The following is a 25,068-nucleotide window of genomic DNA, read 5'->3' as shown; positions in this document are numbered from 1 at the left end:
GCCGGCGGGACCGGCCTGCCGGGCCTCACAGCGTGCCCAGCCAGTTCTTCAGCAGGACGGCGCCGGCGTCGCCGGACTTCTCGGGGTGGAACTGGGTGGCCATGAGCGGGCCGTTCTCGACCGCGGCGACGAACGGCACGCCGTGCTCGGCCCAGGTGACCAGCGGCTGGGCGAACCCCGGGCCGGCCTCCAGGTCGAACTTGCGCACACCGTAGGAGTGGACGAAGTAGAAGCGCGTCGCGGCGTCCAGCCCGGCGAACAGCACCGACCCCTCGGGCGCCTGGACGGTGTTCCACCCCATGTGGGGCAGGATGGGCGCGTCCAGCCGTTCGACCACGCCGGGCCACTCGCCGCACCCCTCGGTGTGCTCGCCGTGCTCGACGCCCTCGGCGAAGAGGATCTGCATGCCGACGCAGATGCCCAGGACCGGCCGGCCGCCCGCCAGGCGGCGCCCGATGACCTGCTCCCCGCGCACGGCCTTCAGCCCTCGCATGCAGGCCGAGAAGGCGCCCACACCGGGGACGACGAGCCCGTCGGCCTCCATGGCCGCCTTGAAGTCGGCGGTCACGCTCACCTCGGCGCCGGCACGGGCGAGCGCCCGCTCGGCGGACCGGAGGTTGCCCGAACCGTAGTCCAGGACGACGACGTTCACCACCACAACACCCCCGCGGTGATCGCGAGCGCGGCCCCGACGCCGAGGACGACCGCCCCGGCCTTGATGCCCTGCTTCGCGAACGAGAAGACTCCACCGATCATGAACAGCCCGACGAAGATCATGGCTACGGCGGTCCAGTTGGAGCTCATAGGACCCCCTTGGTGCTCGGCACGCCGGTGGCACGCGGGTCGCGCTCGCTGGCCTCGCGCAGCGCGCGGGCGAGGGCCTTGAACTGCGCCTCGACGATGTGATGGGCGTTGCGCCCGTACGGCACGCGCACGTGCAGGCAGATCGCGGCCTGGGCGACGAACGACTCCAGGATGTGCCTGGTCAGCGTCGTGTCGTAGTCGGGGCCGATCATCGGGGCCATGCCCTCGGGCTCGGCGTGCACGAGGTAGGGGCGGCCGGACAGGTCGACCGTGACCTCGGCGAGCGACTCGTCCAGCGGGCAGGACGCGTTGCCGAACCGCCGGATGCCCGACTTGTCACCCAGTGCCTCGCGGAAGGCCGCGCCCAGGGCCAGGGCGGTGTCCTCGATGGAGTGGTGGGAGTCGATGTGCAGGTCGCCGTCGGTCTTCACGGTCAGGTCGAACAGGCCGTGCTTTCCCAACTGGGCGAGCATGTGGTCGAAGAAGCCGACGCCGGTGGACACCTCGACCCGTCCGGTGCCGTCCAGGTCGACCTCCACCAGCACCGAGGTCTCCTTGGTCGTCCGCTCGACGCGGCCGACCCTCGCCCTGCGCTCGCCTCCGGCGGGACTGGTCACGCGCTCTCCTCCGGCTCGTCGCGTCCGGGCCGCCCGGACGCGGGGATGACGTCTGACACGGCCAGCACGGCCGACAGGGCCTCATGGAAGGCCGCCATCTCCTGCGCCGTGCCCACGGAGACGCGCAGCCACTCGGGCGGCCCCACCTCGCGGATCAGCACGCCGTGCTCCAGCAGCGCCTCCCAGACCGCGTGGCGGTCGCGGAACCGGCCGAACAGCACGAAATTTGCGTCGGAGTCGGCCACCGAAAGGCCGTGCTCCCGCAACCGGCGCACGCAGTCGTCGCGCTCGGCGCGCAGCCGGTCGACGGTGCCGAGCAGCTCGTCGCGGTGGGCGACCGCGACGCGAGCCGCCGCCTGGGTCAGCGTGGACAGGTGGTACGGCAGGCGCACCAGCAGCAGCGCCTCGATCACGGCCGGATCGGCGGCCAGGTAGCCGAGGCGGGTGCCGGCCATGGCGAACGCCTTGGACATCGTGCGCGTGACGATCAGCCGCGGGTTGCCCGGCAGCAGGCGGAGCGCGCTCGGCGTGCCGGTGCGGGCGAACTCGAAGTACGCCTCGTCGACGACGACCATGCCCGGGGCGGCCTCGACCACCCGCTGGACGACGTCCATCGTCAGGGCGGTGCCGGTCGGGTTGTTGGGGCTGGTCAGGAACACGATGTCGGGGCGGTGCTCCTCGATCGCTGCCACGGCCTTGCCGGGGTCCAGGCCGAAGTCGTCCTCCCGCGCCCCGGAGATCCACCGGGTCGAGGCGCCGGTCGTGATGATCGGGTGCATGGAGTACGACGGCTCGAAGCCGAGGGCCGACCTCCCGGGGCCGCCGAACGCCTGCAGGATCTGCTGCAGCACCTCGTTGGAGCCGTTGGCGGCCCACACCTGGCGGGCCGAGAGCCCGTGGCCGAGGTAGGCCGCGAGGTCCTCGCGCAGGGCCATGGCGTCGCGGTCGGGATAGCGGTTGAGCTCCCCGGCGTCCCGGCGGACCGCCTCGGCCAGGTCGGCGACCAAGCCGGCGGAGGGCGGGTAGGGGTTCTCGTTGGTGTTCAGCCGGACCGGCACGTCGATCTGGGGCGCGCCGTACGGCGAACGCCCGCGCAGGTCGTCGCGGATCGGCAGGTCGGTCAGCAGGATCGGCCGCATCGGCGGCACCGGGGGCACGGGAGTCATCGCGCACCTCCCTCGAACCGCGCCCGGACCGCCGCGCCGTGGGCGGGAAGGTCCTCGGCCTCCGACAGCGCGTACACGTGGGAGGCGGCATCGGAGAGCGCCTCGCGCGTGTAGTCGACGACGTGGACGCCGCGCAGGAACGTCTGCACCGACAGGCCCGAGGAGTGGCAGGCGCAGCCGCCGGTCGGCAGCACGTGATTGGAGCCGGCGAGGTAGTCGCCCAGGGACACCGGGGCGTAGGCGCCGATGAAGATCGCGCCGGCGTTGCGCACCCGGGCGGCGACCGCGTGGGCGTCCGCCGTCTGGATCTCCAGGTGCTCGGCGGCGTAGGCGTCGACGACCTTGAGCCCGTCGTCGAGATCGGACACCAGCACGATGCCCGACTGCCGGCCCGCCAGCGCCTCGGAGATGCGCTGCGAATGCTTGGTGGCGGCCACCTGCCCGGGAAGCTCCTTCTCGACCGCCTCGGCGAGCCTCTCGCTCGGGGTCACCAGCACCGCGGCGGCGATCACGTCGTGCTCGGCCTGGCTGATCAGGTCGGCGGCCACGTGGACGGGGTCGGCGGTGTCGTCGGCGAGCACGGCGATCTCGGTCGGGCCCGCCTCGGAGTCGATGCCGATGCGTCCCTTGAGCAGGCGCTTGGCGGCGGCCACCCAGATGTTGCCGGGCCCGGTGACCATGCGGACGGGCGGGCACTCCTCGGTGCCGTAGGCGAACATCGCGACGGCCTGCGCGCCGCCGACGGCGTACACCTCCTCGACGCCCAGCAGGGCGCACGCCGCGAGGATCGTCGGGTGGGGCAGGCCGCCGAACTCCGCCTGCGGCGGGGAGGTCACCGCCAGGGACGCCACCCCGGCCTCCTGCGCGGGGACGACGTTCATCACGACGCTGGAGGGGTACACGGCGCGGCCGCCGGGGACGTAGAGGCCGACCCGGTCGACCGGGACCCACCGCTCGGTGACCGTGCCGCCGGGGACCACCTGAGTGGTCGTGTCGCTCCTGCGCTGGTCGCGGTGGACCAGGCGCGCCCGGCGGATCGACTCCTCCAGGGCTGCGCGGACGGCCGGGGCCAGCTCGGCGAGCGCCGCGCCGAGGGCCGCCACGGGCACGCGCGTGGACTCGAGCTCGACACCGTCGAAGCGAGCCGTCCACTCCCGCACGGCCGCCACTCCCCTATGGCGCACGTCGTCGCACAGGGGCCGCACCTTCGACAGGGCGGCCTCGACGTCGAGCTCGGCGCGGGGCAGCACGTCGCGCAGATCGTCCGGAAGGGACCCGCGCAGGTCGATACGGGATATCACCGGTCCAGTCTACGGAGGGTGGCGGCCCGCTCCTGCGCGCGTCCGCCATTCGGACGACGCCTTTACATTGTAGATTTTAACTTGCCGTTAGGCTGGGGCCGTGAGCAAGACCAAGAGCAAGGGAGCCCAGGGCACTCCCGCCACCATGGCCCTGACCAAGGCCGGGGCCGCCTTCACCCTCCACCCCTACGACCACGACCCGAACGCCCAGGCCTACGGCGAGGAGGCCGCCGACGCGCTCGGCGTGCCGCACGAGCGCATCTTCAAGACCCTCGTCGCCGAGGTCGAGGCCGGGCTCGCCGTCGCGGTCGTCCCCGTCTCCGGCAAACTGGACCTGAAGGCCCTCGCCGCCGCCCTCGGCGGCAAGCGCGCCGCGATGGCCGACGCCGCCAAGGTCGAGCGGGTCACCGGGTACGTCGTCGGCGGCATCAGCCCGCTCGGCCAGCGCAAGGCCCTGCCCACCGTGGTCGACTCCACGGCGCTCGACTTCGAGACGATCTTCTTCTCGGCGGGCCGGCGCGGACTGCAGATCGAGACCGCACCCTCCGAGCTGGTACGGCTCACCCGGGCGATCACCGCCGCCGTCGGCAAGGCCACCTGAGCGGGCTTGGCAACCCTTGCCGTCGCCTTCCGGCGTTCCGGCTGGCCAGACTGGCGTCACCTGCCGAAACCGCGCCGGCACGCGGAGGCGAGCCCCGCGTGCCGGGGCGCCGTATGCCCGGCCGTACGCGGCCGTTAAGGAGCGAGAGTGAGCGAGCTGTTCTACCTGTCCGCCGTCGAGATGCTGGAACTGCTGCGCGCCCGGCAGATCAGCGCGGCCGAGCTGACCGAGGCACACCTCCGGCGGATCGGCGAGGTCGGCGGCGAGGTGAACGCCATCGTCACGCTCGTCGCCGACCGGGCGCTCGACGAGGCGCGAAGGCTCGACGAGGGCCTGGCCCGCGGCCACTGGCAGGGCCCGCTGCACGGCCTGCCCATCGCCTTCAAGGACCTCACCGACACCGCGGGCATCCGCACCACGTACGGCTCGCCGCTGTTCGCCGAGCACGTGCCGCAGGCCGACGCGCTCGTCGTCCGACGGGCCCGCGCCGCGGGCGCGATCACGATCGGCAAGACCAACACCCCCGAGTTCGGCACCGGCTCCCACACCGTCAACGAGATCTTCGGCGCCACGCGCAACCCCTACGACCCGAGCAGGAGCGCGGGCGGCAGCAGCGGCGGAGCCGCCGCCGCCCTCGCCTCCGGCATGGTGGCGCTCGCCGACGGATCCGACATGGGCGGATCCCTGCGCAACCCGGCCTCGTTCTGCAACGTCGTCGGGCTGCGGCCCACGCCCGGGCGGGTCCCGGACGCCTCCCCGACCTCGGCGTGGTTCACCCTCAGCGTGGCCGGGCCCATGGCCAGGACGGTCGGCGACGCCGCGCTGCTGATGAGCGTCATCTCCGGCTTCGCGCCCACCTCGCCGTTCGCGATCCGCGAGGACGGCTCACGCTTCGCCGGACCGCTGGACCCCCGCGTCGAGGGCCTCCGGGTGGCCTGGAGCCCCGACCTCGGCGGCCTGCCGGTGGACCCCGAGACGGCGGCCGTGACCGCGCGGGCGCCCGGCGTGCTGGCGGGGCTCGGCGCCAAGGTCGAGGAGGTGCGGCTGGACCTGTCGGACGCCGAGGACGCCTTCCGCACCTACCGCGCCTGGCATTACGCGAGCACCTTCGGCGACCTGCCGCAGGACCGGCTCGGCCCTAACGTGGCCTGGAACGTCGAGCAGGGACGCAAGGTGACCGGCGCCGACCTCGCCCGCGCCGAGCGGCTGCGCAGCGGCCTGTTCCAGCGCATGAACGCCTTCTTCGACACCTTCGACGTCCTGATCGCCCCGGTCAGCCAGGTGCCGCCCTTCCCCGTCGACCAGCCCTACGTCACCGAGGTCGCGGGCACGCCCATGCCCGACTACCTCGCGTGGATGCGCTCGGCGTACTGGATCAGCGTGCTGCACGCGCCGGCGGCGTCGGTGCCGTGCGGCTTCACCCCCGGCGGCCTGCCGGTCGGCGTGCAGATCGTCGGGCGGCCGTGGGAGGACCTCACGGTGCTGCGGACGGCCTACGCCTTCGAGCAGGCGACCGGCCACGGGGCCAGGCGCCCCGCGTTCGGCCGCTGACCCACCGGCCACGCCCGCGGAACCGCGGAGCGAGCGCGCCCGCCGGGGCGGAGGCTACGGACGAGCTCCTTCGTGCCCGCCGATGTCCCCGCCCTCGCCGGCGTACGGCTTGCGCAGCGGGGACTCGCGGTAGCCGTCGACGGACTCGATGATGCCGAACACCGCCACCGCCACCAGCGGCCAGCTCAGCAGCACGCCGCGCGCGGTGATCGCGAGGACGTTCACCGTCGCGCCGACGCCGGCCGAGCCGGGCGCCGCCGCCTGGACCATCGAGCCGCCCACCGAGGTGCCGACGGTGAGCGACAGGAAGCCGGCCAGCAGGCCGCCGACCGCGAGGCCCGCCAGCAGGGCGAGCGGGCGCCCCCCGCGGGCGAGCAGGTAGGCGGCGATGCCGCACGCCAGGCCGGCCACTCCTGTGATCACGGCGAACCAGCCGTCGGCCGCGATCAGCGACTGGGTGGTGGGGTCGGTGAGCTGCGGGCCCGACTTGGTGATCAAATACGGCGTGCGTGGGGCGAGGGCCGACCACAGGAAGCCGGCCGCGACCCCCATGAGGGCCAGCACGACGACGGTCAGCCCGAAATCCCGCAGATGCCGCACCCGATCACCTCGCCCTGTCACGGTCCCTGCACCATCGTGCGGATCCGCTCATGGTACCGAGGCGAGCCGCCCCGCCGCGCCTTCGGCCACGCCCGGCGCACGGTTAGGCTGTCCCCCGTGAGCGATGAGGTATGGCTGATCGAACCGTCCGGGCCTCTACGGGGGGACGTCGAGGTACGCGGCTCGAAGAACGCGGTGTCCAAGCACATGGTCGCGGCGATGCTGGGCAGCGGCCCGAGCACCCTGCACAACGCCCCCGAGGTGGGCGAGGTCGGGATCACCGCGGCGATGCTCGAGGCCCTGGGCATCGAGGTGGACATCACCCAGCGCGAGATCACCCTTGAGCGCGGCCCGGAGATCCGTCCCCGGGTGCCCGCGGCCTTCACCGGCCTCAACCGCATCCCGATCCTGATGCTCGGCCCGCTGCTCCACCTGGCCGGCGAGGCGTTCGTCCCGCTCGTTGGCGGCGACCCCATCGGGCGGCGGCCGGTCAACTTCCACGTCGAGGCGCTCCGGGCGATGGGCGCCGAGGTCGAGGTCGGCGACACGGGCATCTTCGCCAAGGCCACCCGGCTGCGCGGCACCCGCATCGAGCTGCCGTACCCGAGCGTCGGCGCCACCGAGACGATCCTGCTGTCGGCCGTGCTCGCCGAGGGCAAGACGGTCATCAAAGGCGCGGCCACCGAGCCCGAGGTGGTCGAGCTGGCGCTGTTCCTGCAGCGCATGGGCGCCCGCATCGAGCTCAGCCCCGACCGCCGCATCGTCATCGAGGGCGTCGACCGCCTGCGGGGCGCCTCCACCTGGCTGGCCGGCGACCGCATCGAGGCCTTCTCCTACCTGGTGGCCGGGCTGATCACCGGCGGCGAGGTCCGGGTGCACGGCTGCCCGCAGGACCGGCTCGTCACCGCCATCACGACCCTCGCGCGCATGGGCGCGCAGTTCGACATCACCGACGACTGGCTGACCGCCTCCGCCCCGAACGGCCTGCGCGCCGCCGCCGTGCAGACCGACACCCACCCCGGCTTCATGACCGACTGGCAGACGCCGCTGATGGTCCTGTTCACCCAGGCCGAGGGCATGTCGGTCCTGCACGAGACCGTCTTCGAGAACCGCCTGGTCTACGTGCCCGCGCTGCAGAAGATGGGCTGCGAGATCGAGATCTTCGACGTGTGCCTGGGCGGGCCCGCGTGCCGCTACCACGACACCAACGCCAAGCACTCGGCGGTCGTGCGGGGCATCTCCAAGCTCCGGGGGGCGGACGTCACGCTGCCCGACATCCGTGCCGGGTTCTCCGCGGTGCTCGCCGCGGCGGTCGCCGAGGGCACCTCGACGCTGCGCGGCGTCAACCACATCGAGCGCGGGTATCACCGCGTTTTCGACCAGTTCACCTCACTTGGCCTGAAGATCAACCGGGAAGCGTAAAGATTCCGCGGGAGGGCGTTTGCAGGCGTTCTCTCCGTCGCAGGTCTATCCCCGTGACCTCGGGATCCGACGGCCGCCGGACGCCAGGCGGCGAGTCCTCGCCGCGCCGGGAGCGCCCGGTCGTGGTGGGCATCGCGGTGCTGGGCGTGGCCGGGGTGGCCGGCGGGCTCCTCGTCGCCGCGCTCGCCCTCCCCGCCGTCGGCGGGGCGGGCATCCTCACGCGGACCGCCTCGCACGACTTCTTCGAGGTGCCGGCGATGCTGCGCGAGGCGCCGCTGCCCGAGCGCAGCCGGCTGCTGGACAAGGACGGCAGGCAGTTCGCGCAGTTCTACGTCCAGAACCGGCAGTCCGTGGACATGGACAAGATCGCGCCGGTCATGCTGAAGGCCATCGTCGCCATCGAGGACGCGCGGTTCTACGATCACGCCGGGCTCGACATCAAGGGCACCCTGCGGGCGATCATCGCCAACACCAGGGCGGGGAGCATCCGGCAGGGCGGGTCCTCGCTCACCCAGCAGCTCGTCAAGAACATCCTGCTGCAGAACGCCCGCTCGGAGTCCGAACGCGACTTCGCCCGGGCGCCGAGCATCCGCAGGAAGCTCCAGGAGCTTCGGTACGCCATGGGGCTGGAGCGGAAGTACACCAAGGACCAGATCCTGGTGCGCTACCTCAACATCGCCTACTTCGGCGGCGGCGCCTTCGGCGTCCAGGCCGCCGCGCAGCGGTTCTTCGGCACCTCGGCCGCCGCGCTGACCCTCGGCCAGGCCGCCACCCTCGCCGGGGCCGTGCGCACGCCCTACTACACCGACCCCACCCTCGGGGAGGAGCACCAGAACCGGCTGCTTGAACGCCGCGACCTCGTCCTGGACCGCATGGCCCAGCTCAAGATGGTCCCGCAGGTGCGCGCCGACGCGGCCAAGGCGGCTCCGCTGGCGCTCAACCTGCGCCCCGAGCCCGGCGGGTGCTCCGAGAGCGACCACCCCTTCTTCTGCCTCTACGTGCAGAAGGAGATCGTCACCAACCCGGCCTTCGGCCAGACCCGCTCCGAGCGGGAACGCCGTCTGTACCGCGACGGCCTGGTGATCAGGACGACCCTCGACCGCACCGCCCAGCGGGCCGCTGACCAGGCCATCGCCGCGCACGTGCACGCCAAGGACAACCAGGTGGCCGCCGAGGCGATGGTCGAGCCGGGAACCGGCCGCATCCGCGCGCTGGCCGCGAGCAAGCAGTACGGGGTCAACCCCGGCGACAAGAACGACGGGCCGAGGACCACCTACAACCTGCCCGCCGACACCGCTCACGGCGGCGGGCAGGGGTTCCAGGCCGGGTCGACGTTCAAGCTGTTCACGCTCGCCACGGCGCTGGCGAAGGGCTGGCGGTTCAACCAGGGCTTCGACACGCCGGGAAGCTTCGAGCCGTCCTCGGGGTACAAGGACTGCTCGGGGAGCAAGGTCAACTCCCCGGGCACCGTCGTCCACAACGCCGGCGGCGAGGGCAAGGGCGGGCCCTACAGCCTGTCCACCGGCACCTGGCAGTCGGTCAACATCTTCTACATGATGCTGGAGCGCGAGGTCGGGCTGTGCGACGTCGTGCGCACCGCCCGGTCGGTCGGCATCGCCCGGGCCGACGGCCTGCCGCTCAAGGAGGTGCCGACCTTCACCCTCGGGGTCAACGAGATGGACCCGGTGACGGTGGCCACCGGCTTCGCGGCCTTCGGCGCGCGCGGGCGCTACTGCCGGCCGATGGCCATCCTGGAGATCGTCGAGCGGCACGGCAGGCGGACGGGCATCGCGCCGAGCTGCACGCAGGCCGTCGAGGAGGAGGTCGCCGACGCGGTCAACCACATCCTGAGCGGCGTCTTCACCAAGGGGACGATGAAGGGCCAGGGCATCGGCCGGGAGGCCGCCGGCAAGACGGGCACCAACAACGGGTACACCTCGGCGTGGTTCGCCGGATACACCCCGGACCTGGCGGCGGCCGTCAGCCTCGGCGACATCAGGGGCGCCTACAAGTACCCGCTGACGAACGTGGAGATCGGCGGCCAGTACTACGGGAGCGTCCAGGGCGCCTCGCTGCCGGGGCCGATCTGGGTCCGGTCCATGGAGGAGGCGCTGCGGCACCGCCCCGCGACGCCGTTCCACGCGCCCGACATGAACCGCTTCGGCGGCGGCTCGACGCCCGGCCTGAAGCCCGAGGACCAGCTCACCGACCCCCTGACGGCGCCCGACGGGCGCGAGGGCCGGCGCGGAGATCGGGACGAGGAGGGAGCCGAGGGACGCGGCGAGGGACGGCGCCTGCGCCGCCACTGGAACCGCCCCGCGGACCAGCGCCTCTGGGACCGGTTCTGGACCAGCCCGGAGGAGGACGCCTGGGTCCCCTGGCCGGACGACCGTCCCTCCCGTCCGCACCGCTACAGGCACGCCCGGGAACACCCCTGGCACTGAGCGCGGCGCACATCAGGTGCGGAACGGCCCGGTCACGCAGTAGGTGATGCCACCGGAGGAGGACCCGGTGGTGCCGCGCTGGGAGGAGAAGTACAGACGGTCGCCCGCGGGGTTGAAGGCGGGGCCGGTGATCTCGGAGGAGCTCTGCCCGGTGATGCGAAGGAACGGGGAGACCTTGTCGTCCGGCGTGATCACGCAGATCTCCATGTTGCCGCCGTCCTCGGCGACGTAGAGGTCCCCGAAGGCGGAGCCGGTGATGTTGTCCACGCCGGTGAGAGGGGCGGGCCCGGGATTGACCAGGTTGTCGTCGTAGGCGAGTTCGTAGGTGCTGTTCGTCAGGTTGACCTGCCACACACGGTTGTCGCCCTTCGTGGTGAACCACACGGTGTCGTTCGCGTAGTGGCACCCTTCGCCGCCGTTGAAGGACTTGGAACCGGAGACCTGGCCGCGGGTGACGGTCGGGGACCCGTCGGGGTCGGGAACGTTCGCCCAGGTGAACGAGCCGGACGTGGCCGTGCCCGCCCGCAGCACCTGCAGAGTGCCCGACGACAGGTCGCCCCAGGTGGTGGGGACGAAACGGTAGAAGCGGCCGTCGGTCTCGTCCTCGGTCAGATAGATGACTCTTCGCACCGGGTCGGCGGCGGCGGCCTCGTGCTTGAACTGGCCCATCGCCGGGCGGCGCACCGCGGCGCCGCCGAACGGGTACGTCTCGTAGACGTAACCGCGGCTGACCTCCTCGCAGGACAGCCAGGTGTTCCACGGCGTCGCGCCGCCCGCGCAGTTCTGCCGTGTGCCGGCGAGGATGGAGGAGGCCGAGGTGATCGCGCCCGCGGAGTTGAAGCGGATGGCGGAGGCGCCGCCGTTCGGGTTGATCTCCGAGTTGGAGACGTAGATCCAGCCGCTGCCGTCCGCGAAGCAGGCGCCGCCATCCGGCGCGCTGTGCCAGGTGTAGGAGGTGCCTGGGACGGTCTGGGTGGATCGGGCGATCACCTGGCTGGTGAAGCCGCTGGGAAGCTGGATGCCGTTGGCGTCGGCGGCTCCGAGGGGACCGTAGGGGCCGGTGGCGTTCTGGGCGGGCGCTGCCAGAGCGGCGCCCTGCCAGAGACTTCCGGTGAACGCCATGGTGCTCGCACCGAGCACCGAGGCACGCAGGAACGTACGGCGTCGCATCGACGGACCTCCTTAGAAGGGGTCTTGATGATCAATTGCCGCGGCCCCCTCACGGTAAACGCGCCGTCGGACGTCCCGCTGAACACCAGATGAGGTCACGCCGAACGCTGATCCCGCCCTGCACCGCCCCGCGCGCACAAGTCGTCAGACTCTTCCAGTCTTCGTGCCCCGGAGGAACAGGTGCCATTCTTCGGGGTGAGGACGAGGTGCATCCTTGATCATCTTGAGCGAGATGCCAGTGGGGTGAACCCGTATGCGGACAGAATGGAGTTCGAATTCACGGTCGCCGGGCAGCCGACGAGAGCTCGCCCATCAGCCGGGCCGCCAGCGCGGTGGTCCAGGCGAAGGTCAGGACCACCGCGACGGCGAGGCGTACGCTCAGCCCGTCCTGGCCGGGCCAGGCCACCAGCGCGAGAGCGGTGACCGCGGTCGCGGCGCTGTAGAGGGCCCATCCCCATCGCCGGAGGACGACGAATCGGCGGACGAACACCAGGCAGGCCAGAACCAGCGCCGTGAAGGCGACGGGCGGGGCGAAGGCGTGCAGCAGGCCATGCCAGCTGAACTGATCGGGGGTTCCGCCCGGCGCTCCGGGCGGAAAACCGAGGGCCGGGTCGGGAACGAAGATCCCGCCGGCGATCAGGCCCACGCCGTACAGGCCGACCAGGAGCGGGGCCCACGTCCCGGCCGGCCCCGGGTGTAACGCTCGCCGCAGGCCTGCGGCGAACGCGACGCTGAGCAGACCACCGGCCACGAAGTCGGCGATCTGGATCCACCCCAGGGATCCGAGGCTGAGCAGGCTGATCGGGTGCCGGCTGATGTCGAATCCCTCGCGGGTGAGCATCTGGACCCCTACCACGATCACGTACAGCGGGCCCGCCACGAGCCCGCAGGTGAGGAGCCTGCGGGTCACTGCCTCGGACGGAGCCGGTGAAGTGCCCGCGAGGGTCTCGCGGGAGGTGAGCTTGTTGTGGGTCATCGTCTTCTCCTTGGACAGACCGGCTTGCACGGTGTCCGGCGACCGGCCCCATCGCCGGGCCCCTTGGCCGGTGCGGTGTCCACGAAGGTTCGCCAGGTGGACCGCCGTACGGCGGCGCCGCCATCGCCGCACCACCCCCCGCCGCCGCGGCGCCGAATACCCGAGCACCACAACGGACGGAGAGGGAAGGCGACCCGGTGAAGGTAGGCGGATACCGCGTCGGTGCGGATCAGTGGCCAGCCCCGGCCGGGGCCGGCCGGGGCGACGTGCGAGCGGCTTGCCGGGCTCAGGGTCAGCCGACGAGTGGGTTGCGGGGGTCAGGCAGCCGGTGAGTGGTTGCGGGGGGGCGGGGTTAGCCGATGAGGGGTCGGCCGGTTTCCAGTAGGGTCTTGAGGTCGCTGAGCAGTTCGATCCAGCCGCCTCCGGCGTTCGGGACCTCGCCTCCGACCATGGCGGCCACCCGGGGTGCGTCGGTCACGTCGTGGGTCACGGTCAGCCTGGTGACGCCGGCCCGGGCCGGTTCGATCTCGTACGTGAGGCGGGTGACCGGCTCGGCCGCCGTGTCGACGTCCCAGACCGGATGCCAGGTCTGCACGAGCCTGCGCGGCGGGTCCACCTCGAGGACCTCGCCTTCGACGACGACGTCCGGGGCGCCCGCCTCCCTCATCTCCTTGCTGCCGAAGGCCTCGTACCTCCCGCCGGGACGCAGGTCGAACTGCGCGGGTGACCGGTAGCCGTACCTCTCGGTCCACTCCGGCTTGGTGATAGCGTCCCAGATCGCCTCGGGTGAGGCCTTGATGTAGACCCGGTGGACCTGGACGGTGCGCGTTTGCTGCGTGGTTTCGGTCATTTGCTGACCCTCCAACTCGGCTTCGGGATCGGCGAGCGCTGACGAAGAGCGGAACGAGCGGATCTAGCGGAAACGGTGGGCCGGGTGGGGTGGGCGCCTCGAGGACGCGGTCACCACCGGTCGCAATCAAAAATACGTGACCAATAGGTCACATGTCAATGCTCCTCCGGCTCCTCCCACGGTCGGCAGATTCGCTCCTTCGTGATGAACCGGCCATGCCGTTCAACACTTTCGCCCCTGGGTGCGTCTGGGCTGTGACGGACTCGATGAAGGGCGAAGGTAATTGGACGACGACCCCCGCTTCGCGGACTTCGTCGCCGAGCGGGCCGACGCGTTACTGCGTTACGGCTACGTGCTCAGCGGCAATCCTCACGACGCGGCCGACCTCACCCAGGAGGCGCTGATCCGGCTGCACCGAGCGTGGTCGCGCGTGCGCCGTAAGCAGGATCCGGAGAGCTACACCAGGGTCATCATGGCGCGGCTGCACGTCAGCGTCTGGCGGCGGCGCCGGCGCGAACTGCTGGCATGGGACCTGCCGGAGGTCCGCCATCTCGACATGCTGCCGTCCGACACCGAACAGAGCCTGTGGCAGGCACTCGAAGGCCTGCCATGCAAGCAGCGGGCCGTCCTGGTCCTGCGCTACTACGAGGAGCTGACCGACGCGGAGATCGCCGGCGTTCTCGGCGTCTCCCGGGGGACCGTCCGCAGCAACGCGTCCCACGGCCTGAGCAAGCTCCGCTCCGCCGTGACCGACCCCGCAGCCACCAACGGGAGGGCCCGATGAACGATTTGGAAGACACGCTTCGCAGGACTCTCGGACACGCCTCGGAGCAGGCGCCGAAGGCGCCGACCGGCCTGCCGGCGTTCGTCGCCGCCCGCTCCAGGCGGCGTGAGATGCGAACGCAGGCCCTCGTCGCGGCGGTCGCCGTCGCGGCGGTGACCTGCGGGGTCGCGGTGACCGTACGCGGGGCCGGCGGCGAGGCCGCCCCGGTGGCGGTGAACCCGACCACCGCCCCGAGCATCGCGACCGGGACGCCGCCCCCCGCCGAGGAAGAGTCACTTCCGATGCCGGACCGCGTGGAGAAGGTGTGGCCGCAGGCGGTCAGGACCATTCCCGCCACGTTGCCCGACGGCCGCGCGTTCAACGCACTGCGCTTCATCGACGACCACACGTTGCTCATCGAGACCCAGTCCGGTTTTGAGAAGGCCGATGCCATCTACGCCTATGACCTGGACGGCGGAGGGGCCCGGAAGATCGCCGATGTGCCGATCCCGGCGAAGACGGTGCTGTTCCCCGCCGATTTCAGCATCGGCGAGGATCAGGTGGTCTGGTGGACGGCGCGCAAGACCGGCGGGACGGAGACGGCCGACCTTTGGGCGGTGCCGCTCTCCGGTGGTGAGGCACGGCTGGTGGCCTCCTACGAGCACGGCGAGAGCGGTTCGCTCGATCCCGTTCTGGCGGTGTCCGGCGACAAGATCGCCTTTTCGTTCAGGAGCGGTGGCGTTTTCACCGTCCCACTCGGGGGCGGGACGGTGGAACCGGTCGCCGGGTCGGAGAAGGACCACATCCTGAGCTGGCCGTGGGTGGGCTCGGGCGGAGCCTTCGGTGACGGTGACGCCTTCGTCGAGGTGGTCAACGTGGAGACCGGGGAGAGGCGGACGGCCACGGTCAACCCGGGTGAGCGGCGGGTGAGGTGCGGCCTGACCCTGTGCACCGGTGAGAAGGCGGCCGATGGCACGGGCTTCTACCGGCTGCGCGACGGCACGCAGGAGAAGCGGCTGCCCGGCTTCGCCCCGATGTCCGGCCTGGCGGCGGAGCGCTTCCACAGCACGACCTTCATCGCGAGCGGCCGGGTGCGCGGCGTCGTCCTGCACGACCTGGCCACCGGCAGGTCCGGCGACCTCGGGATCCGGCCGGAGGTCAGGGACGGTGGAAGCAGCATGATGTCTCCCGACGTCCGGCGCGGCGATGGCCGGCTGTTCGATTACCCGCTAGACGGCAAGATCGTGATCATCGATTTCAGCAAGATCTCTTAGCGGGATCCGGTGGCGGGCGCCCGCCCCGCGGGCGCCCCCCCCGCCGCGCCCCGTGCCGCAAGGGGGACTGCGGTTGACCCCAATAGCCGTACCCGGCACCGGGGGGCGGCCGCCGGCCCGGCGGCCGCCACCGACGCAGCGCCTCGTGCAGCATGGTGAACTGCGGTTCCGCGGGGAGGGGACCGAGCGCGCCGGGGCGCGGTCAGGCTCCTACGCAGGCGGGGCCGAGGAGTTGTTTGAGGTCGCCCATCAGGGCGGGTGAGGGGGCGACCCGCAGGCGGTCGTCCAGGCGCATGATCGTGGTCTTGGGCCCGTTGTGCAGCTGGAGGTGGACCTCGGTCGTGCCGCGGTGGGTGGTCAGCACCTCCTTGAGCCGGCCGATCACCGGGGGCGTGCAGCGGGTCAGCGGCATGCTCACGACCAGCGGCCCGCCCGATTCCACGGACAGGTCGGGGGCGGTCACCTCCATCGCCACGATCTTGGCGACGTCCTCCCGCTTGTCCAGCCTGCCCTTGACGAAGACGATGGCGTCCTCGGCGAGCACGGTTGAGCAGAGCTGGTAGGCCGACGGGAAGATCATGACCTCGATGGCGCCTTCGAGGTCCTCCAGGGTGGTCAGCACCCAGGTGTCGCCCTTCTTGGTGACCTTCCGCTGGAGCCCGGTCAGGATGCCGCCCACGGTGACGACCTGCCCGTCGGGGCGCTCGTCGGCCTGGAGCGCGGCGATCGAGCAGTCGGCGCCGCCGGACAGGATGTGCTCGACGCCGAACAGCGGGTGGTCGGAGACGTAGAGGCCGAGCATCTCGCGCTCGAAGACCAGCAGCGTGGACTTGTCCCACTCCCCCGGCGGGATCTGCACGTCGAAGGTCTGGTCCTCGGCCCCGTCGATCGCCCCGAACAGGGAGTCCTGCCCGATGGCCTCGTTCTTCTTGATGTCGATGATCGCGTCGACGGCCTGCTCGTGCACCATGACCAGGCCCTTGCGCACGTGGCCGAGCGAGTCGAACGCCCCCGCCTTGATCAGCGACTCGATGACGCGCTTGTTGCAGACGATCGCGGGCACCTTGCGCAGGAAGTCCTTGAAGTCGGCGAAGCGGCTCTTCTCCTTGCGCGCGGAGATGATGCCGTCGACGACGTTGCCGCCGACGTTGCGGATCGCCGACAGGCCGAAGCGGATGTCGGTGCCGCGCGGGGTGAAGTCGAAGTCGGAGTCGTTGACGTCCGGCGGGAGCACCTTGATGCCCATGCGCCGGCACTCGTTCAGGTAGAGCGCCGACTTGTCCTTGTCGTCCTTGACCGAGGTGAGCAGCGCGGCCATGTACTCGGCCGGGTAGTTGGCCTTGAGGTAGGCGGTCCAGTAGGACACCAGGCCGTAGGCGGCGCTGTGGGCCTTGTTGAAGGCGTAGTCGGAGAACGGGAGCAGGATGTCCCAGAGGGTCTTGATGGCCTCGGCGGAGTAGCCGTTGTCCTTCATGCCCTGCTCGAAGGACTCGAACTGCTTGTCCAGCTCGGCCTTCTTCTTCTTGCCCATCGCCCGGCGCAGCAGGTCGGCCTTGCCGAGCGAGAACCCGGCGACCTTCTGCGCGATGGCCATGACCTGCTCCTGGTACACGATCAGGCCGTGGGTGGTGCCGAGGATCTCCTCCAGCGACTCGGAGAACTCCGGGTGGATCGGAGTGATCTCCTGCTGGCCGTTCTTGCGGAGCGCGTAGTTGGTGTGGGAGTTCGCGCCCATCGGGCCCGGCCGGTACAGGGCGCCGACGGCGGAGATGTCCTCGAAGTTGTCGGGCTTCATCAGCCGCAGCAGCGAGCGCATGCCGCCGCCATCGAGCTGGAACACTCCGAGGGTGTCGCCCCGGCCGAGCAGCTCGTACGCCCTCGGATCGTCCAGGGGCAGCTTGAGCAGGTCGATCAGGTTGCCGGTGTTGGCCTCGATCATCTTCAGGCAGTCGTCGATGATCGTGAGGTTGCGCAGGCCCAGGAAGTCCATCTTCAGCAGGCCGAGCGTCTCGCAGGTCGGGTAGTCGAACTGCGTGATGATCGCGCCGTCGGCGTCGCGGCGCATGATCGGGATGTAGTCGGTCAGCACCTCCGAGGACATGATGACGCCCGCGGCGTGCACGCCGGTCTGCCGGATCAGGCCCTCAAGGCCCCTGCCGAGGTCCATCGCCGCCTTGACGTCGACGTCCTCCTCGTACAGCTTGCGCAGCTCGCCGGCCTCGTTGTAGCGCGGGTGGTCCTTGTCGAAGATGCCCGACAGCGGGATGTCCTTGCCCATCACCGCGGGCGGGAACGCCTTGGAGACCTTGTCGCCGAGGGCGTAGGGGTAGCCGAGGACGCGCGCGGCGTCCTTGATGGCCGCTTTCGCCTTGATGGTGCCGAAGGTGGCGATCATCGCGACCTTGTCGGCGCCGTACTTCTCGGTGACGTACCGGATCACGTCGGCCCGCCGACGTTCGTCGAAGTCGATGTCGACGTCGGGCATGGAGACGCGGTCGGGATTCAGGAACCGCTCGAAGATCAGCCCGTGCGGCAGCGGGTCGAGGTCGGTGATGCCCAGCGCGTACGCCGCCAGCGAGCCGGCGGCCGAGCCACGGCCGGGACCGACCCGGATGCCGTTGTTCTTGGCCCACATGATGAAGTCGGCGACCACGAGGAAGTACGACGGGAACCCCATCTGCAGGACGACGTTCATCTCGAACTCGATCTGGCGCTGGTGCTCCTCGTCCACGCCTTCGGGGAAGCGCCGCGCCATGCCCCGGGCGATCTCCTCCCGGAACCAGCTCTCCTCGGTGTGCCCCTCGGGGATCGGGAAGGTCGGCATGAGGTTCTTGAAGCCGAACATGCCCGACGGGTCGACCTTCTCGGCGACCAGCAGGGTGTTGCGGCAGCCCTCGGCCCACAGGTCGGAGGAGTCGACCGCGCGCATCTCGTCTGCGGTCTTGATGTAGTAGCCGCTGCCGTCGAAGCGGAACCGGTCGGGGTCCGCGAGCTGCTTGCCGGTCTGGATGCACAGCAGCGCGTCGTGGGAGGTGGCGTCCGATTCGTAGGTGTAGTGGGAGTCGTTGGTCACCAGCGGCGGGATCTCGAGCTCTTTGGAGATGCGGGTGAGCCCGTCGCGGACCCGGCGCTCGATGTCGAGCCCGTGGTCCATGATCTCCAGGTAGTAGTTCTCCTTGCCGAAGATCTCCTGGAACCTGGCCGCCGCCGCCAGCGCCTCGTCGTACTGCCCGAGCCGCAGGCGGGTCTGCACCTCGCCGGAGGGGCAGCCGGTCGTGGCCATCAGCCCATCGGCGTGCTCGGCGAGCAGCTCGGCGTCCATGCGGGCCCACTTGCGCACGAAGCCCTCGGTGTAGGCGCGCGAGGAGAGCTTCATCAGGTTGCCCAGGCCTGTGGAGTCGCGCGCCCAGATCGTCATGTGGGTGTAGTAGCCGCCGGCGGACACGTCGTCGCGCTTCTGGTGCGGCTCGCCCCACAGGACGGGCTTCTTCTGGTGGCGGGAGGCCGGGGCGACGTAGGCCTCGATGCCGATGATCGGCTTGATGCCGGCCCCGGTCGCCTGCTTGTAGAAGTCGTAGGCGCCGTGCATGTTGCCGTGGTCGGTGATCGCGATGGCGGGCATCCCGAGATCGCCGACCTGTTTGAACATCTGCTTCAACCGCGCCGCTCCGTCGAGCATGGAGTACTCGGTGTGAACGTGCAGATGCACAAACGATTCAGCCATGCGGGGCCGTCCCTTTCCCCTCGATCCGGTGCGGCGGATGAGAGCCTACGCCGTCCCGGCGGCCTCCCGTGGCACACGGGGCCCGCCGGTCTCAATCGTGATCCGGCCCCCGGCCGGCGAGCGCCTCCATGCCCGCCTGACCCCGTGGAACGCTCTCCACGGAGCCTGGGGGGACGCCGTCGGACGTGGGCTTCGCCCCATTCTCCCGCGTGTCGCCCCCGTGTTCCTCCGTCAGGTGCGCCCCGGCCTCCTTGCGTTCCTCCGCCAGGTGCAGCCCCGCCTCGATGACGGCGTTCATGATGGGCGCGAGCCGCTCCTGCCCGAGCTCCGGGGCGCGGCGGGCCATCGCGGCGACCAGGCGTCGCTCGCGTTCCATGTCGCGCCCGGCGAAGCCGCCGACGGGCTTGAGCCGCTGCACGGTGCCCGCCAGGAACGCCCGGCGTTCCAGCAGCACGGCCAGCGCGGCGTCGACCCGGTCGATGGCCTCCCGGGCCCCCGTCAGCGTGCCCGGCCGCTCGTCGCGGACGAGCGCGCCGATCAGGGTGACGGCCTCGCGCGCCGCCTCGACCGCCTCGGGACCCGCCTCCGGCCCGAGCCACAGGCCGTCCGCCCCCGCGGCCACGACCGCCCCCGCGAGCCCGGCGTCGTCGCCTGGGGAGGCGAGGACCGGACGTCCCGAGCGCCGCCCGGCCGCCCGTACGAGACCCAGGTCCGCGGCGGGGCCGGGGGCGCCCTTGCGGCTCCCGCTCTCACACAGCACCACGCCCGCGGCGCCATCGTCCGCGCAGCGGTCCGCGGCCCGCAGCCACTCCTCCAGGGAGGTCGCCGCGCCCCGCCGCAACACGACCGGCAGCCCGAGGGCGCAGGCCGCCCGCAGGAGCTCGGGGTCGCCCGCCCACGACGGCCCGAGCACCACCGCGTCGGCGTGCGCGGCGACCGCCGGCAGCACGCCCGCCGAGGCCGGTTCCACGAGCAGCGGCCCGTCCCACCCGGCCCTCGCCCGGGCCAGGATGGCGCTCTCGCCGCCGTCGCGGGCCGTTCCAGCGGGGCCGTCGGTCACCCCGGACGGCGCGTGGTCGTCGCGCAGGCTCAGCCACCGCCCGTCCGCGCCCTGACCGCCCGCGAAGGCGCCCGCCAGCAGCACCGCCGGGCCCTCTCCCACGGTGAGGCTCCCGATTCGTACGGAGTGCGCGCCCGGCTGCCCGGTCGATGACATGTCGGCTCCCTTGGTGCCGCCGGCCGCGTCGCCCGCGAGCCGGCGGGGGTCTGTAATGACGAAAAGGCGAAGACATTCTCGTCTCCGCCCTCTGCCGGCTCCGGATGGTCGCTAGATCGTGACGGCGACCGGCTCTCCCGGAACCGGCTCGATGAACACGAAATAGCAAGTCATGGCGCTGAGAATATCAGGAATCCGCCACCTGGTGGACACCGGATCTCACATAGCGGACAGTTCACCAGAAGCCGCGTTTGCACGTGCGCACCGCTATGGGACGATTCATTCGCCTGAAAGGGGGTAGCGGCGGGTGATGTCGGAAGCACGGCCGGATGGACGGCGGCGGGGACGCCGCGTGGCCGACCGCTACCAGCTACTGGAGCCGATCGGCCGCGGCGGCATGGGCATCGTGTGGCGAGCCCACGACGAGTTGCTCGACCGAGCGGTCGCCGTCAAGGAGGTCCGCTACCCCGGCGACCCCCAGGACGACGAGATCGCCGAGCTCAACAGGCGCACGCTGCGCGAGGCGCGGGCGGCGGGCCGGCTGACCCATCCGAACGTCGTCGTGGTCCACGACGTCATCGAGGAGAACGGCCGCCCCTGGATCGTCATGCAGCTGGTCGACTCCCGCTCGCTCGGCCAGGTGCTGCGCGACGATGGGCCGCTGCCGATGCGCATGGTGGCGGAGATCGGGCTCCAGGTGCTGGAGGCGCTGCGCACCGCGCACGCGGCCGGGGTGCTGCACCGCGACGTCAAGCCCGAGAACGTGCTGCTCACCGACGACGGACGGGTGGTGCTGACCGACTTCGGCATCGCCCGCATGGAGACCGACACGACGATGACCCGCACGGGACTCGTCGGCACCCCCGCCTTCATCGCCCCTGAGCGCCTCCGGGGCTACCCCGCCCAGCGCGAGTCGGACCTGTGGTCGCTCGGCGCGACGCTGTACGCCGCCGTCGAGGGCCGCCCGCCGCACGACAAGGGCATGGCGATGGCCACCATGCACGCCGTGCTGAACGACGAGCCCGAGCCGGCGCTGCGGGCCGGGCGGCTCGGCGCCGTCCTGTCCGGCCTGCTGGAGAAGGACCCCGACCGCCGGCTCAGCCCCGACCAGGCCGAGCGCATGCTGCGCAGCATCGCCGAGGACCGCACCTCGGCGCCCGCGACGAGCCAGCGGACGCTGCCGGCGACCCCGCTCCCGGCGCCCGCCACCAGCCCTCCGCGCAAACAGCCCAAGCAGCCGCGGCAGCCCGCCAAGAGCGCCCGCCCCGAGGCCGCCGTCCCGGCCCCCGCCGCAGTCCCGCCACCGGAGGCCGCCCCGGCCGCCGAGGCCGCCCCGGCCGCCGAGGCCGCTCCGGCCGCCGAGGCCGGCGCGCGCGGCCGGGCCGAGGCGCTGGAGAAGGTCCAGTCGCTGAAGCAGGCGCCGGCGTCCAAGGAGGGCTCCGCGCCCGGACAGGCAGCGGCGCCGGCCCCCGCCATCGGTCAGGCGGCGGCCGATCCGGCTCCCGCTGCCGAGCAGGCCGGGCCCGCCACGCCGCCCGCCGCCGGGAAGGCGCCGGCCGCCGGAAGGGCCGGAGCGGTCAAGAAGGTCACGCCCGGCCCAGCGGCACAGGCGTCCGGCGAACCCGGCGAGGACGAGGCCGGCGAGCCCGCCGATCGCGACGTGGCGTTCCATGCGGAAGGCGCGGCGGAGCCGGAGGGCCGGCCCGGGGCGCGGGCCGCCGCGGCCGAGGAATCCGAGGAGGCCGGAGCCGGGGAAGGCGCGCCCGCTGCCGCCCGTCCCAGCACTGGGAAACCCGCCGGCCGGCCGGTCAAGGCCCCCGTCCAGCCCGTCAGGCCGCCGGCCGAGCCGGTGGGGCAGGCGGCGTCCGAGTTCGGCGAGCGGCGGCCGACGCACGTTCCCCGGCAGGTGAGGGGCGGGCAGGCGGAGACCCGGCCCGAGACTCGCAAGCGGCCCTACGGGGGCGCGCCGGCGGGCGTCCCCGGCAGGCCGCCCACCGCGCCGGACGAGCCCGCCTCGGCCGCCGCCGAGGCGCCGGCGACCTTCGCAGGGATGCCCGAGACCGGCGCGACCTCGGTGGCGCCGATGATCCCGATGTCGCCGGACGACGACGGGCCCCGGCGCCCCGTGCCGGTCCTGCGCATCGTGCTGGTGGCCATCCCGGCGATCCTCGTCGTGGCGGGCATCGCCCTGTGGCTGGGCGCGAGGGAGGCCTCCGACACCCCCTCCGGGAACGCGTCGGCGTCCAAGCACGCCTCGGCGCCGGCCCCCTCCGGGACCGGCGGCTCGGACGCGCCGTCCTCCGGCGCCTCCTCCGCGCCGTCTCCGTCCTCCGCCTCTCCCAGCGAGACCGCCAAGCCGTCGTCCACCCCCAAGCCGACCGCCATCGGCCCGGGGGACGTCCCCGGCGGCTGGCACAACTACAAGCACTCCAGTGGGTTCTCCCTCGCGCTGCCGAAGGGATGGCGCGTGGACGGGAGGGGCAACGGCGAGGTTCGCTTCCGCGGGGACGCGCACACCTACCTGGAGGTCCACCACACCTCCACTCCGGAGTCCGACGCCCTGAAGGTCTGGCGGCGCGACGTGCCGGGCATGAGGGGGAACTTCCCCGGCTACAACCTGATCGAGATCAGGGAGGTCAAGGACTACTGGAAGACCGCGGCCGACTGGGAGTTCACCTTCGGCGACAGCAGGTACCGGTCGCGCGTGATCGACCGCGGCTTCGTCACCGACAAGAACAACGGCTACGCGCTGCTCTTCAAGACCCAGGACAAGGACTGGAAGCAGAAGAAGAAGCTCTTCGAGACCCTCGCCGCCACCTTCAAGCCCGCCAAATAACGGTCACGTTCCGGGCGGCGTCCGGTTATGGGACGATGCGGGAGCGGATAAGGAGGGACTGGGCGACGTGACCGCGGAGACGCAGCGCCGGGTCGCCGGCAGGTATCTCCTGCTGGAGCCCATCGGCCGTGGTGGCATGGGCGTGGTCTGGCGTGCCCATGACGAGCTCCTCGACCGCCTCGTCGCGGTCAAGGAGGTCCTGTACCGCGCGATGAGCGAGGAGGACCGCGCCGCCTTCAACCGGCGGACGATCCGCGAGGCGCGGGCCGCCGGGCGTCTGGACCACCCGTCGGTGGTCGTCGTCCACGACGTCATCGAAGAGGACGACCGTCCCTGGATCGTCATGCAGCTGGTCCGTTCCCGCTCACTGGGCGAGGTGCTCAGAGCCGGCGGGCCCCTGGAGCCGAGGGTGGTCGCCGAGATCGGCGGGCAGGTCCTGGACGCGCTGCGCGCCGCGCACGCCGCAGGGGTGCTCCACCGCGATGTGAAACCCGAGAACGTCCTGCTCACCGAGGGCGGCAGGGTGGTGCTGACCGACTTCGGCATCGCGACGATGTCGGAGGAGACGGCCCTGACCACGACGGGCAACCTGTCGGGCACCCCGGCGTTCATGCCGCCCGAGCGGCTCAAGGGGCGCCCCGCCGTGCCCGAGTCCGACCTGTGGTCCCTCGGCGCGACGCTGTACGCGGCCGTGGAGGGCAGGCCTCCCTTCGACCGGGGCGCGCCGGTGCCCACGATGGCGGCCGTGCTCAACGACCGGCCAGAGCCCACGCGGCTGGCCGGCCCGCTGGGCCCGGTGATCGAGGGGCTGCTCCGCAAGGAGCCCGTTGAGCGCATGTCCGCCGCCGAGGCCGCCGAGGCGCTGCGCCGCGTGGCGGCCGGAGAGCTGACGCGCGCGGCGCGCGGAAAGCCGTCGCGCCGCCCGGCCTCGGCCGACCGGCCGCCGGTCCGGTCGTCCACGATGCCGAACGCGGGTCAGTCGGCGTGGTCGAACGCCGGTCAGTCGGCGTGGTCCACCGTCGAGGGATCGGCGGCCACGGTCAAGGGGCGGGGCCGCTCCCGGGTCGCCCTGCTGGCGGGCCTGCCGCTGCTGGTGGTCGCGATCGCGGCCGGCGGCTGGTTCGGCTACCGCGAGGTCGCCGGCACCGCCGCGGTGGCGTCACATCCGCCGGCCGGCTCCGCCTCGCCGACCGGCGCCTCCGCCTTCCCCACGGCCACGTCCTCGGCCGTCGTCCCGCCGGCCACCCCTTCCACCGATCCCACCGGCTCCCCCTCCGCCACGCCTTCGCCGGCCCTGCCGAAGGGCTGGCGCACCCATGTCGACGACCTGGGCTTCACCGTCGCCCTCCCCCGGCGCTGGGTGGAGTTCGGGCGGGACAAGACCCGGGTGAACTTCCGCCTTCCGGGGTCTCGCAGCTACCTGCTGATCGACACGACCCCCTGGCGGGCGGGGGACCCGCTGACCGCCCTGCGTGACGTCGAAGAGCAGTCCCTGGCGAACAAGAAACTGCCCGGCTACGAGCTGCTCACCTTGCGTTCCCTCACCTACAGGGACCAGGCGGCGGCCGACTGGGAGTTCACCTGGGAGATGGAGAAGGAGCGGGCACACGTGATCGACCGCGCGCTCGCCACGGCGGACGGCCGCCAGTTCGCGATCTACTGGCACACCACGGACCAGTACTGGGAAGACGATTATTCCTATTTTGAGACGTTTACAAGGACTTTTCGGCCATCCTGACAGCAAGAGGCATGT

19 protein-coding genes are annotated in these 25,068 nt (G+C 71.8%); 8 read left to right on the top strand and 11 right to left on the bottom strand.

Annotation, left to right across the window (positions count from 1 at the left end; genetic code table 11):
- Nucleotides 1–25 precede the first annotated feature (25 nt).
- Genes hisH through hisD form a run of 5 tightly spaced genes read right to left on the bottom strand, consistent with a single transcriptional unit; the run spans nt 26 to nt 3,888 of the window.
- Nucleotides 26–658, bottom strand: a complete 633-nt coding sequence (hisH, locus tag MYF83_RS34065) for an imidazole glycerol phosphate synthase subunit HisH (RefSeq protein ID WP_248964867.1) — start codon at nt 656–658, stop codon at nt 26–28.
- The gene (locus MYF83_RS34060; RefSeq protein ID WP_248964866.1) at nt 649–804 is read right to left on the bottom strand and encodes a CG2302 family histidine operon protein; all 156 of its coding nucleotides are present in this window, start codon (nt 802–804) and stop codon (nt 649–651) included. Before MYF83_RS34060 ends, hisH begins: the two co-directional genes overlap by 10 nt.
- Complete coding sequence (gene hisB, locus MYF83_RS34055; protein WP_248964865.1) at nt 801–1,421, bottom strand: imidazoleglycerol-phosphate dehydratase HisB; 621 nt, start codon at nt 1,419–1,421, stop codon at nt 801–803. Before hisB ends, MYF83_RS34060 begins: the two co-directional genes overlap by 4 nt.
- A complete protein-coding gene (locus MYF83_RS34050) occupies nt 1,418–2,587 on the bottom strand; it encodes a histidinol-phosphate transaminase (protein WP_248964864.1) in 1,170 nt (389 codons plus the stop codon). Before MYF83_RS34050 ends, hisB begins: the two co-directional genes overlap by 4 nt.
- Nucleotides 2,584–3,888: a histidinol dehydrogenase gene (gene hisD / locus MYF83_RS34045; protein ID WP_248964863.1), complete on the bottom strand. Its 1,305-nt coding sequence runs from the start codon at nt 3,886–3,888 to the stop codon at nt 2,584–2,586. The genes MYF83_RS34050 and hisD overlap by 4 nt, the downstream gene beginning before the upstream one ends.
- Nucleotides 3,889–4,033: 145 nt before the next feature.
- On the opposite strand from hisD, the gene ybaK reads away from it, so the two are divergent.
- Together ybaK and MYF83_RS34035 are read left to right on the top strand one after the other, a co-directional pair.
- The gene (gene ybaK / locus MYF83_RS34040; RefSeq protein WP_248964884.1) at nt 4,034–4,489 is read left to right on the top strand and encodes a Cys-tRNA(Pro) deacylase; all 456 of its coding nucleotides are present in this window, start codon (nt 4,034–4,036) and stop codon (nt 4,487–4,489) included.
- A 147-nt stretch (nt 4,490–4,636) separates the two neighbouring features.
- The gene (locus MYF83_RS34035; protein ID WP_248964862.1) at nt 4,637–6,040 is read left to right on the top strand and encodes an amidase; all 1,404 of its coding nucleotides are present in this window, start codon (nt 4,637–4,639) and stop codon (nt 6,038–6,040) included.
- A gap of 54 nt (nt 6,041–6,094) precedes the next feature.
- On the opposite strand, the gene MYF83_RS34030 is transcribed toward MYF83_RS34035, so the two are convergent.
- On the bottom strand, nt 6,095–6,640 hold the full coding sequence (locus MYF83_RS34030; RefSeq protein WP_248964861.1) for a hypothetical protein: 546 nt from the start codon (nt 6,638–6,640) through the stop codon (nt 6,095–6,097).
- A gap of 117 nt (nt 6,641–6,757) precedes the next feature.
- On the opposite strand from MYF83_RS34030, the gene murA reads away from it, so the two are divergent.
- Together murA and MYF83_RS34020 are read left to right on the top strand one after the other, a co-directional pair.
- Nucleotides 6,758–8,062: a UDP-N-acetylglucosamine 1-carboxyvinyltransferase gene (murA, locus tag MYF83_RS34025; protein ID WP_248964860.1), complete on the top strand. Its 1,305-nt coding sequence runs from the start codon at nt 6,758–6,760 to the stop codon at nt 8,060–8,062.
- A gap of 53 nt (nt 8,063–8,115) precedes the next feature.
- The gene (locus tag MYF83_RS34020; protein ID WP_248964859.1) at nt 8,116–10,506 is read left to right on the top strand and encodes a transglycosylase domain-containing protein; all 2,391 of its coding nucleotides are present in this window, start codon (nt 8,116–8,118) and stop codon (nt 10,504–10,506) included.
- A gap of 12 nt (nt 10,507–10,518) precedes the next feature.
- On the opposite strand, the gene MYF83_RS34015 is transcribed toward MYF83_RS34020, so the two are convergent.
- The 3 genes from MYF83_RS34015 to MYF83_RS34005 all read right to left on the bottom strand — a co-directional run bounded on the left by MYF83_RS34015 (nt 10,519) and on the right by MYF83_RS34005 (nt 13,502).
- Nucleotides 10,519–11,676: an alkaline phosphatase PhoX gene (locus MYF83_RS34015; RefSeq protein ID WP_248964858.1), complete on the bottom strand. Its 1,158-nt coding sequence runs from the start codon at nt 11,674–11,676 to the stop codon at nt 10,519–10,521.
- A gap of 277 nt (nt 11,677–11,953) precedes the next feature.
- Nucleotides 11,954–12,652 (bottom strand): DUF998 domain-containing protein, encoded by a 699-nt coding sequence (locus MYF83_RS34010; RefSeq protein WP_248964857.1) that lies wholly within the window; start codon nt 12,650–12,652, stop codon nt 11,954–11,956.
- A gap of 352 nt (nt 12,653–13,004) precedes the next feature.
- A complete protein-coding gene (locus MYF83_RS34005) occupies nt 13,005–13,502 on the bottom strand; it encodes an SRPBCC domain-containing protein (protein WP_248964856.1) in 498 nt (165 codons plus the stop codon).
- Between the two features lie 283 nt (nt 13,503–13,785).
- Here MYF83_RS34005 and MYF83_RS34000 point away from each other — a divergent pair, with 283 nt between their 5' ends.
- Nucleotides 13,786–14,286, top strand: coding sequence for a SigE family RNA polymerase sigma factor (locus tag MYF83_RS34000; RefSeq protein ID WP_248964855.1), 501 nt, complete (start codon nt 13,786–13,788; stop codon nt 14,284–14,286).
- Complete coding sequence (locus MYF83_RS33995; protein WP_248964854.1) at nt 14,283–15,539, top strand: TolB family protein; 1,257 nt, start codon at nt 14,283–14,285, stop codon at nt 15,537–15,539. The genes MYF83_RS34000 and MYF83_RS33995 overlap by 4 nt, the downstream gene beginning before the upstream one ends.
- A gap of 202 nt (nt 15,540–15,741) precedes the next feature.
- Here MYF83_RS33995 and dnaE read toward each other — a convergent pair whose 3' ends face one another.
- Together dnaE and MYF83_RS44585 are read right to left on the bottom strand one after the other, a co-directional pair.
- Nucleotides 15,742–19,263 carry a DNA polymerase III subunit alpha gene (gene dnaE, locus MYF83_RS33990; protein ID WP_248964853.1) on the bottom strand — a complete coding sequence of 1,174 codons (3,522 nt, stop codon included), beginning with the start codon at nt 19,261–19,263 and terminating at the stop codon, nt 15,742–15,744.
- Between the two features lie 91 nt (nt 19,264–19,354).
- Entirely contained in the window at nt 19,355–20,479 is a 1,125-nt protein-coding gene (locus tag MYF83_RS44585) for a chorismate mutase (RefSeq protein ID WP_372500325.1), read from the bottom strand.
- A gap of 352 nt (nt 20,480–20,831) precedes the next feature.
- Here MYF83_RS44585 and MYF83_RS33980 point away from each other — a divergent pair, with 352 nt between their 5' ends.
- A complete protein-coding gene (locus tag MYF83_RS33980) occupies nt 20,832–23,315 on the top strand; it encodes a serine/threonine-protein kinase (RefSeq protein ID WP_248964852.1) in 2,484 nt (827 codons plus the stop codon).
- A 67-nt stretch (nt 23,316–23,382) separates the two neighbouring features.
- A complete protein-coding gene (locus tag MYF83_RS33975; protein WP_248964851.1) occupies nt 23,383–25,053 on the top strand; it encodes a serine/threonine-protein kinase in 1,671 nt (556 codons plus the stop codon).
- Nucleotides 25,054–25,068 lie beyond the last annotated feature (15 nt).

The sequence above is a fragment of the Sphaerisporangium perillae genome, from assembly GCF_023276435.1.
GTDB lineage: Bacteria > Actinomycetota > Actinomycetes > Streptosporangiales > Streptosporangiaceae > Sphaerisporangium > Sphaerisporangium perillae.
Note: the sequence above shows the minus strand (reverse complement) of the source record. Positions and strands in the feature narration are given on the sequence as shown.

Excerpts from the sequence above, each read along its gene's own strand:
- ybaK (WP_248964884.1), top strand. The coding sequence starts at position 4,034 with ATGGCCCTGACCAAGGCCGGGGCCGCCTTCACCCTCCACCCCTACGAC.
- MYF83_RS34060 (WP_248964866.1), bottom strand. The coding sequence starts at position 804 with ATGAGCTCCAACTGGACCGCCGTAGCCATGATCTTCGTCGGGCTGTTC.
- MYF83_RS34010 (WP_248964857.1), bottom strand. The coding sequence starts at position 12,652 with ATGACCCACAACAAGCTCACCTCCCGCGAGACCCTCGCGGGCACTTCA.
- MYF83_RS44585 (WP_372500325.1), bottom strand. The coding sequence starts at position 20,479 with ATGTCATCGACCGGGCAGCCGGGCGCGCACTCCGTACGAATCGGGAGC.
- MYF83_RS33995 (WP_248964854.1), top strand. The coding sequence starts at position 14,283 with ATGAACGATTTGGAAGACACGCTTCGCAGGACTCTCGGACACGCCTCG.
- MYF83_RS34005 (WP_248964856.1), bottom strand. The coding sequence starts at position 13,502 with ATGACCGAAACCACGCAGCAAACGCGCACCGTCCAGGTCCACCGGGTC.
- dnaE (WP_248964853.1), bottom strand. The coding sequence starts at position 19,263 with ATGGCTGAATCGTTTGTGCATCTGCACGTTCACACCGAGTACTCCATG.
- MYF83_RS34050 (WP_248964864.1), bottom strand. The coding sequence starts at position 2,587 with ATGACTCCCGTGCCCCCGGTGCCGCCGATGCGGCCGATCCTGCTGACC.
- MYF83_RS34015 (WP_248964858.1), bottom strand. The coding sequence starts at position 11,676 with ATGCGACGCCGTACGTTCCTGCGTGCCTCGGTGCTCGGTGCGAGCACC.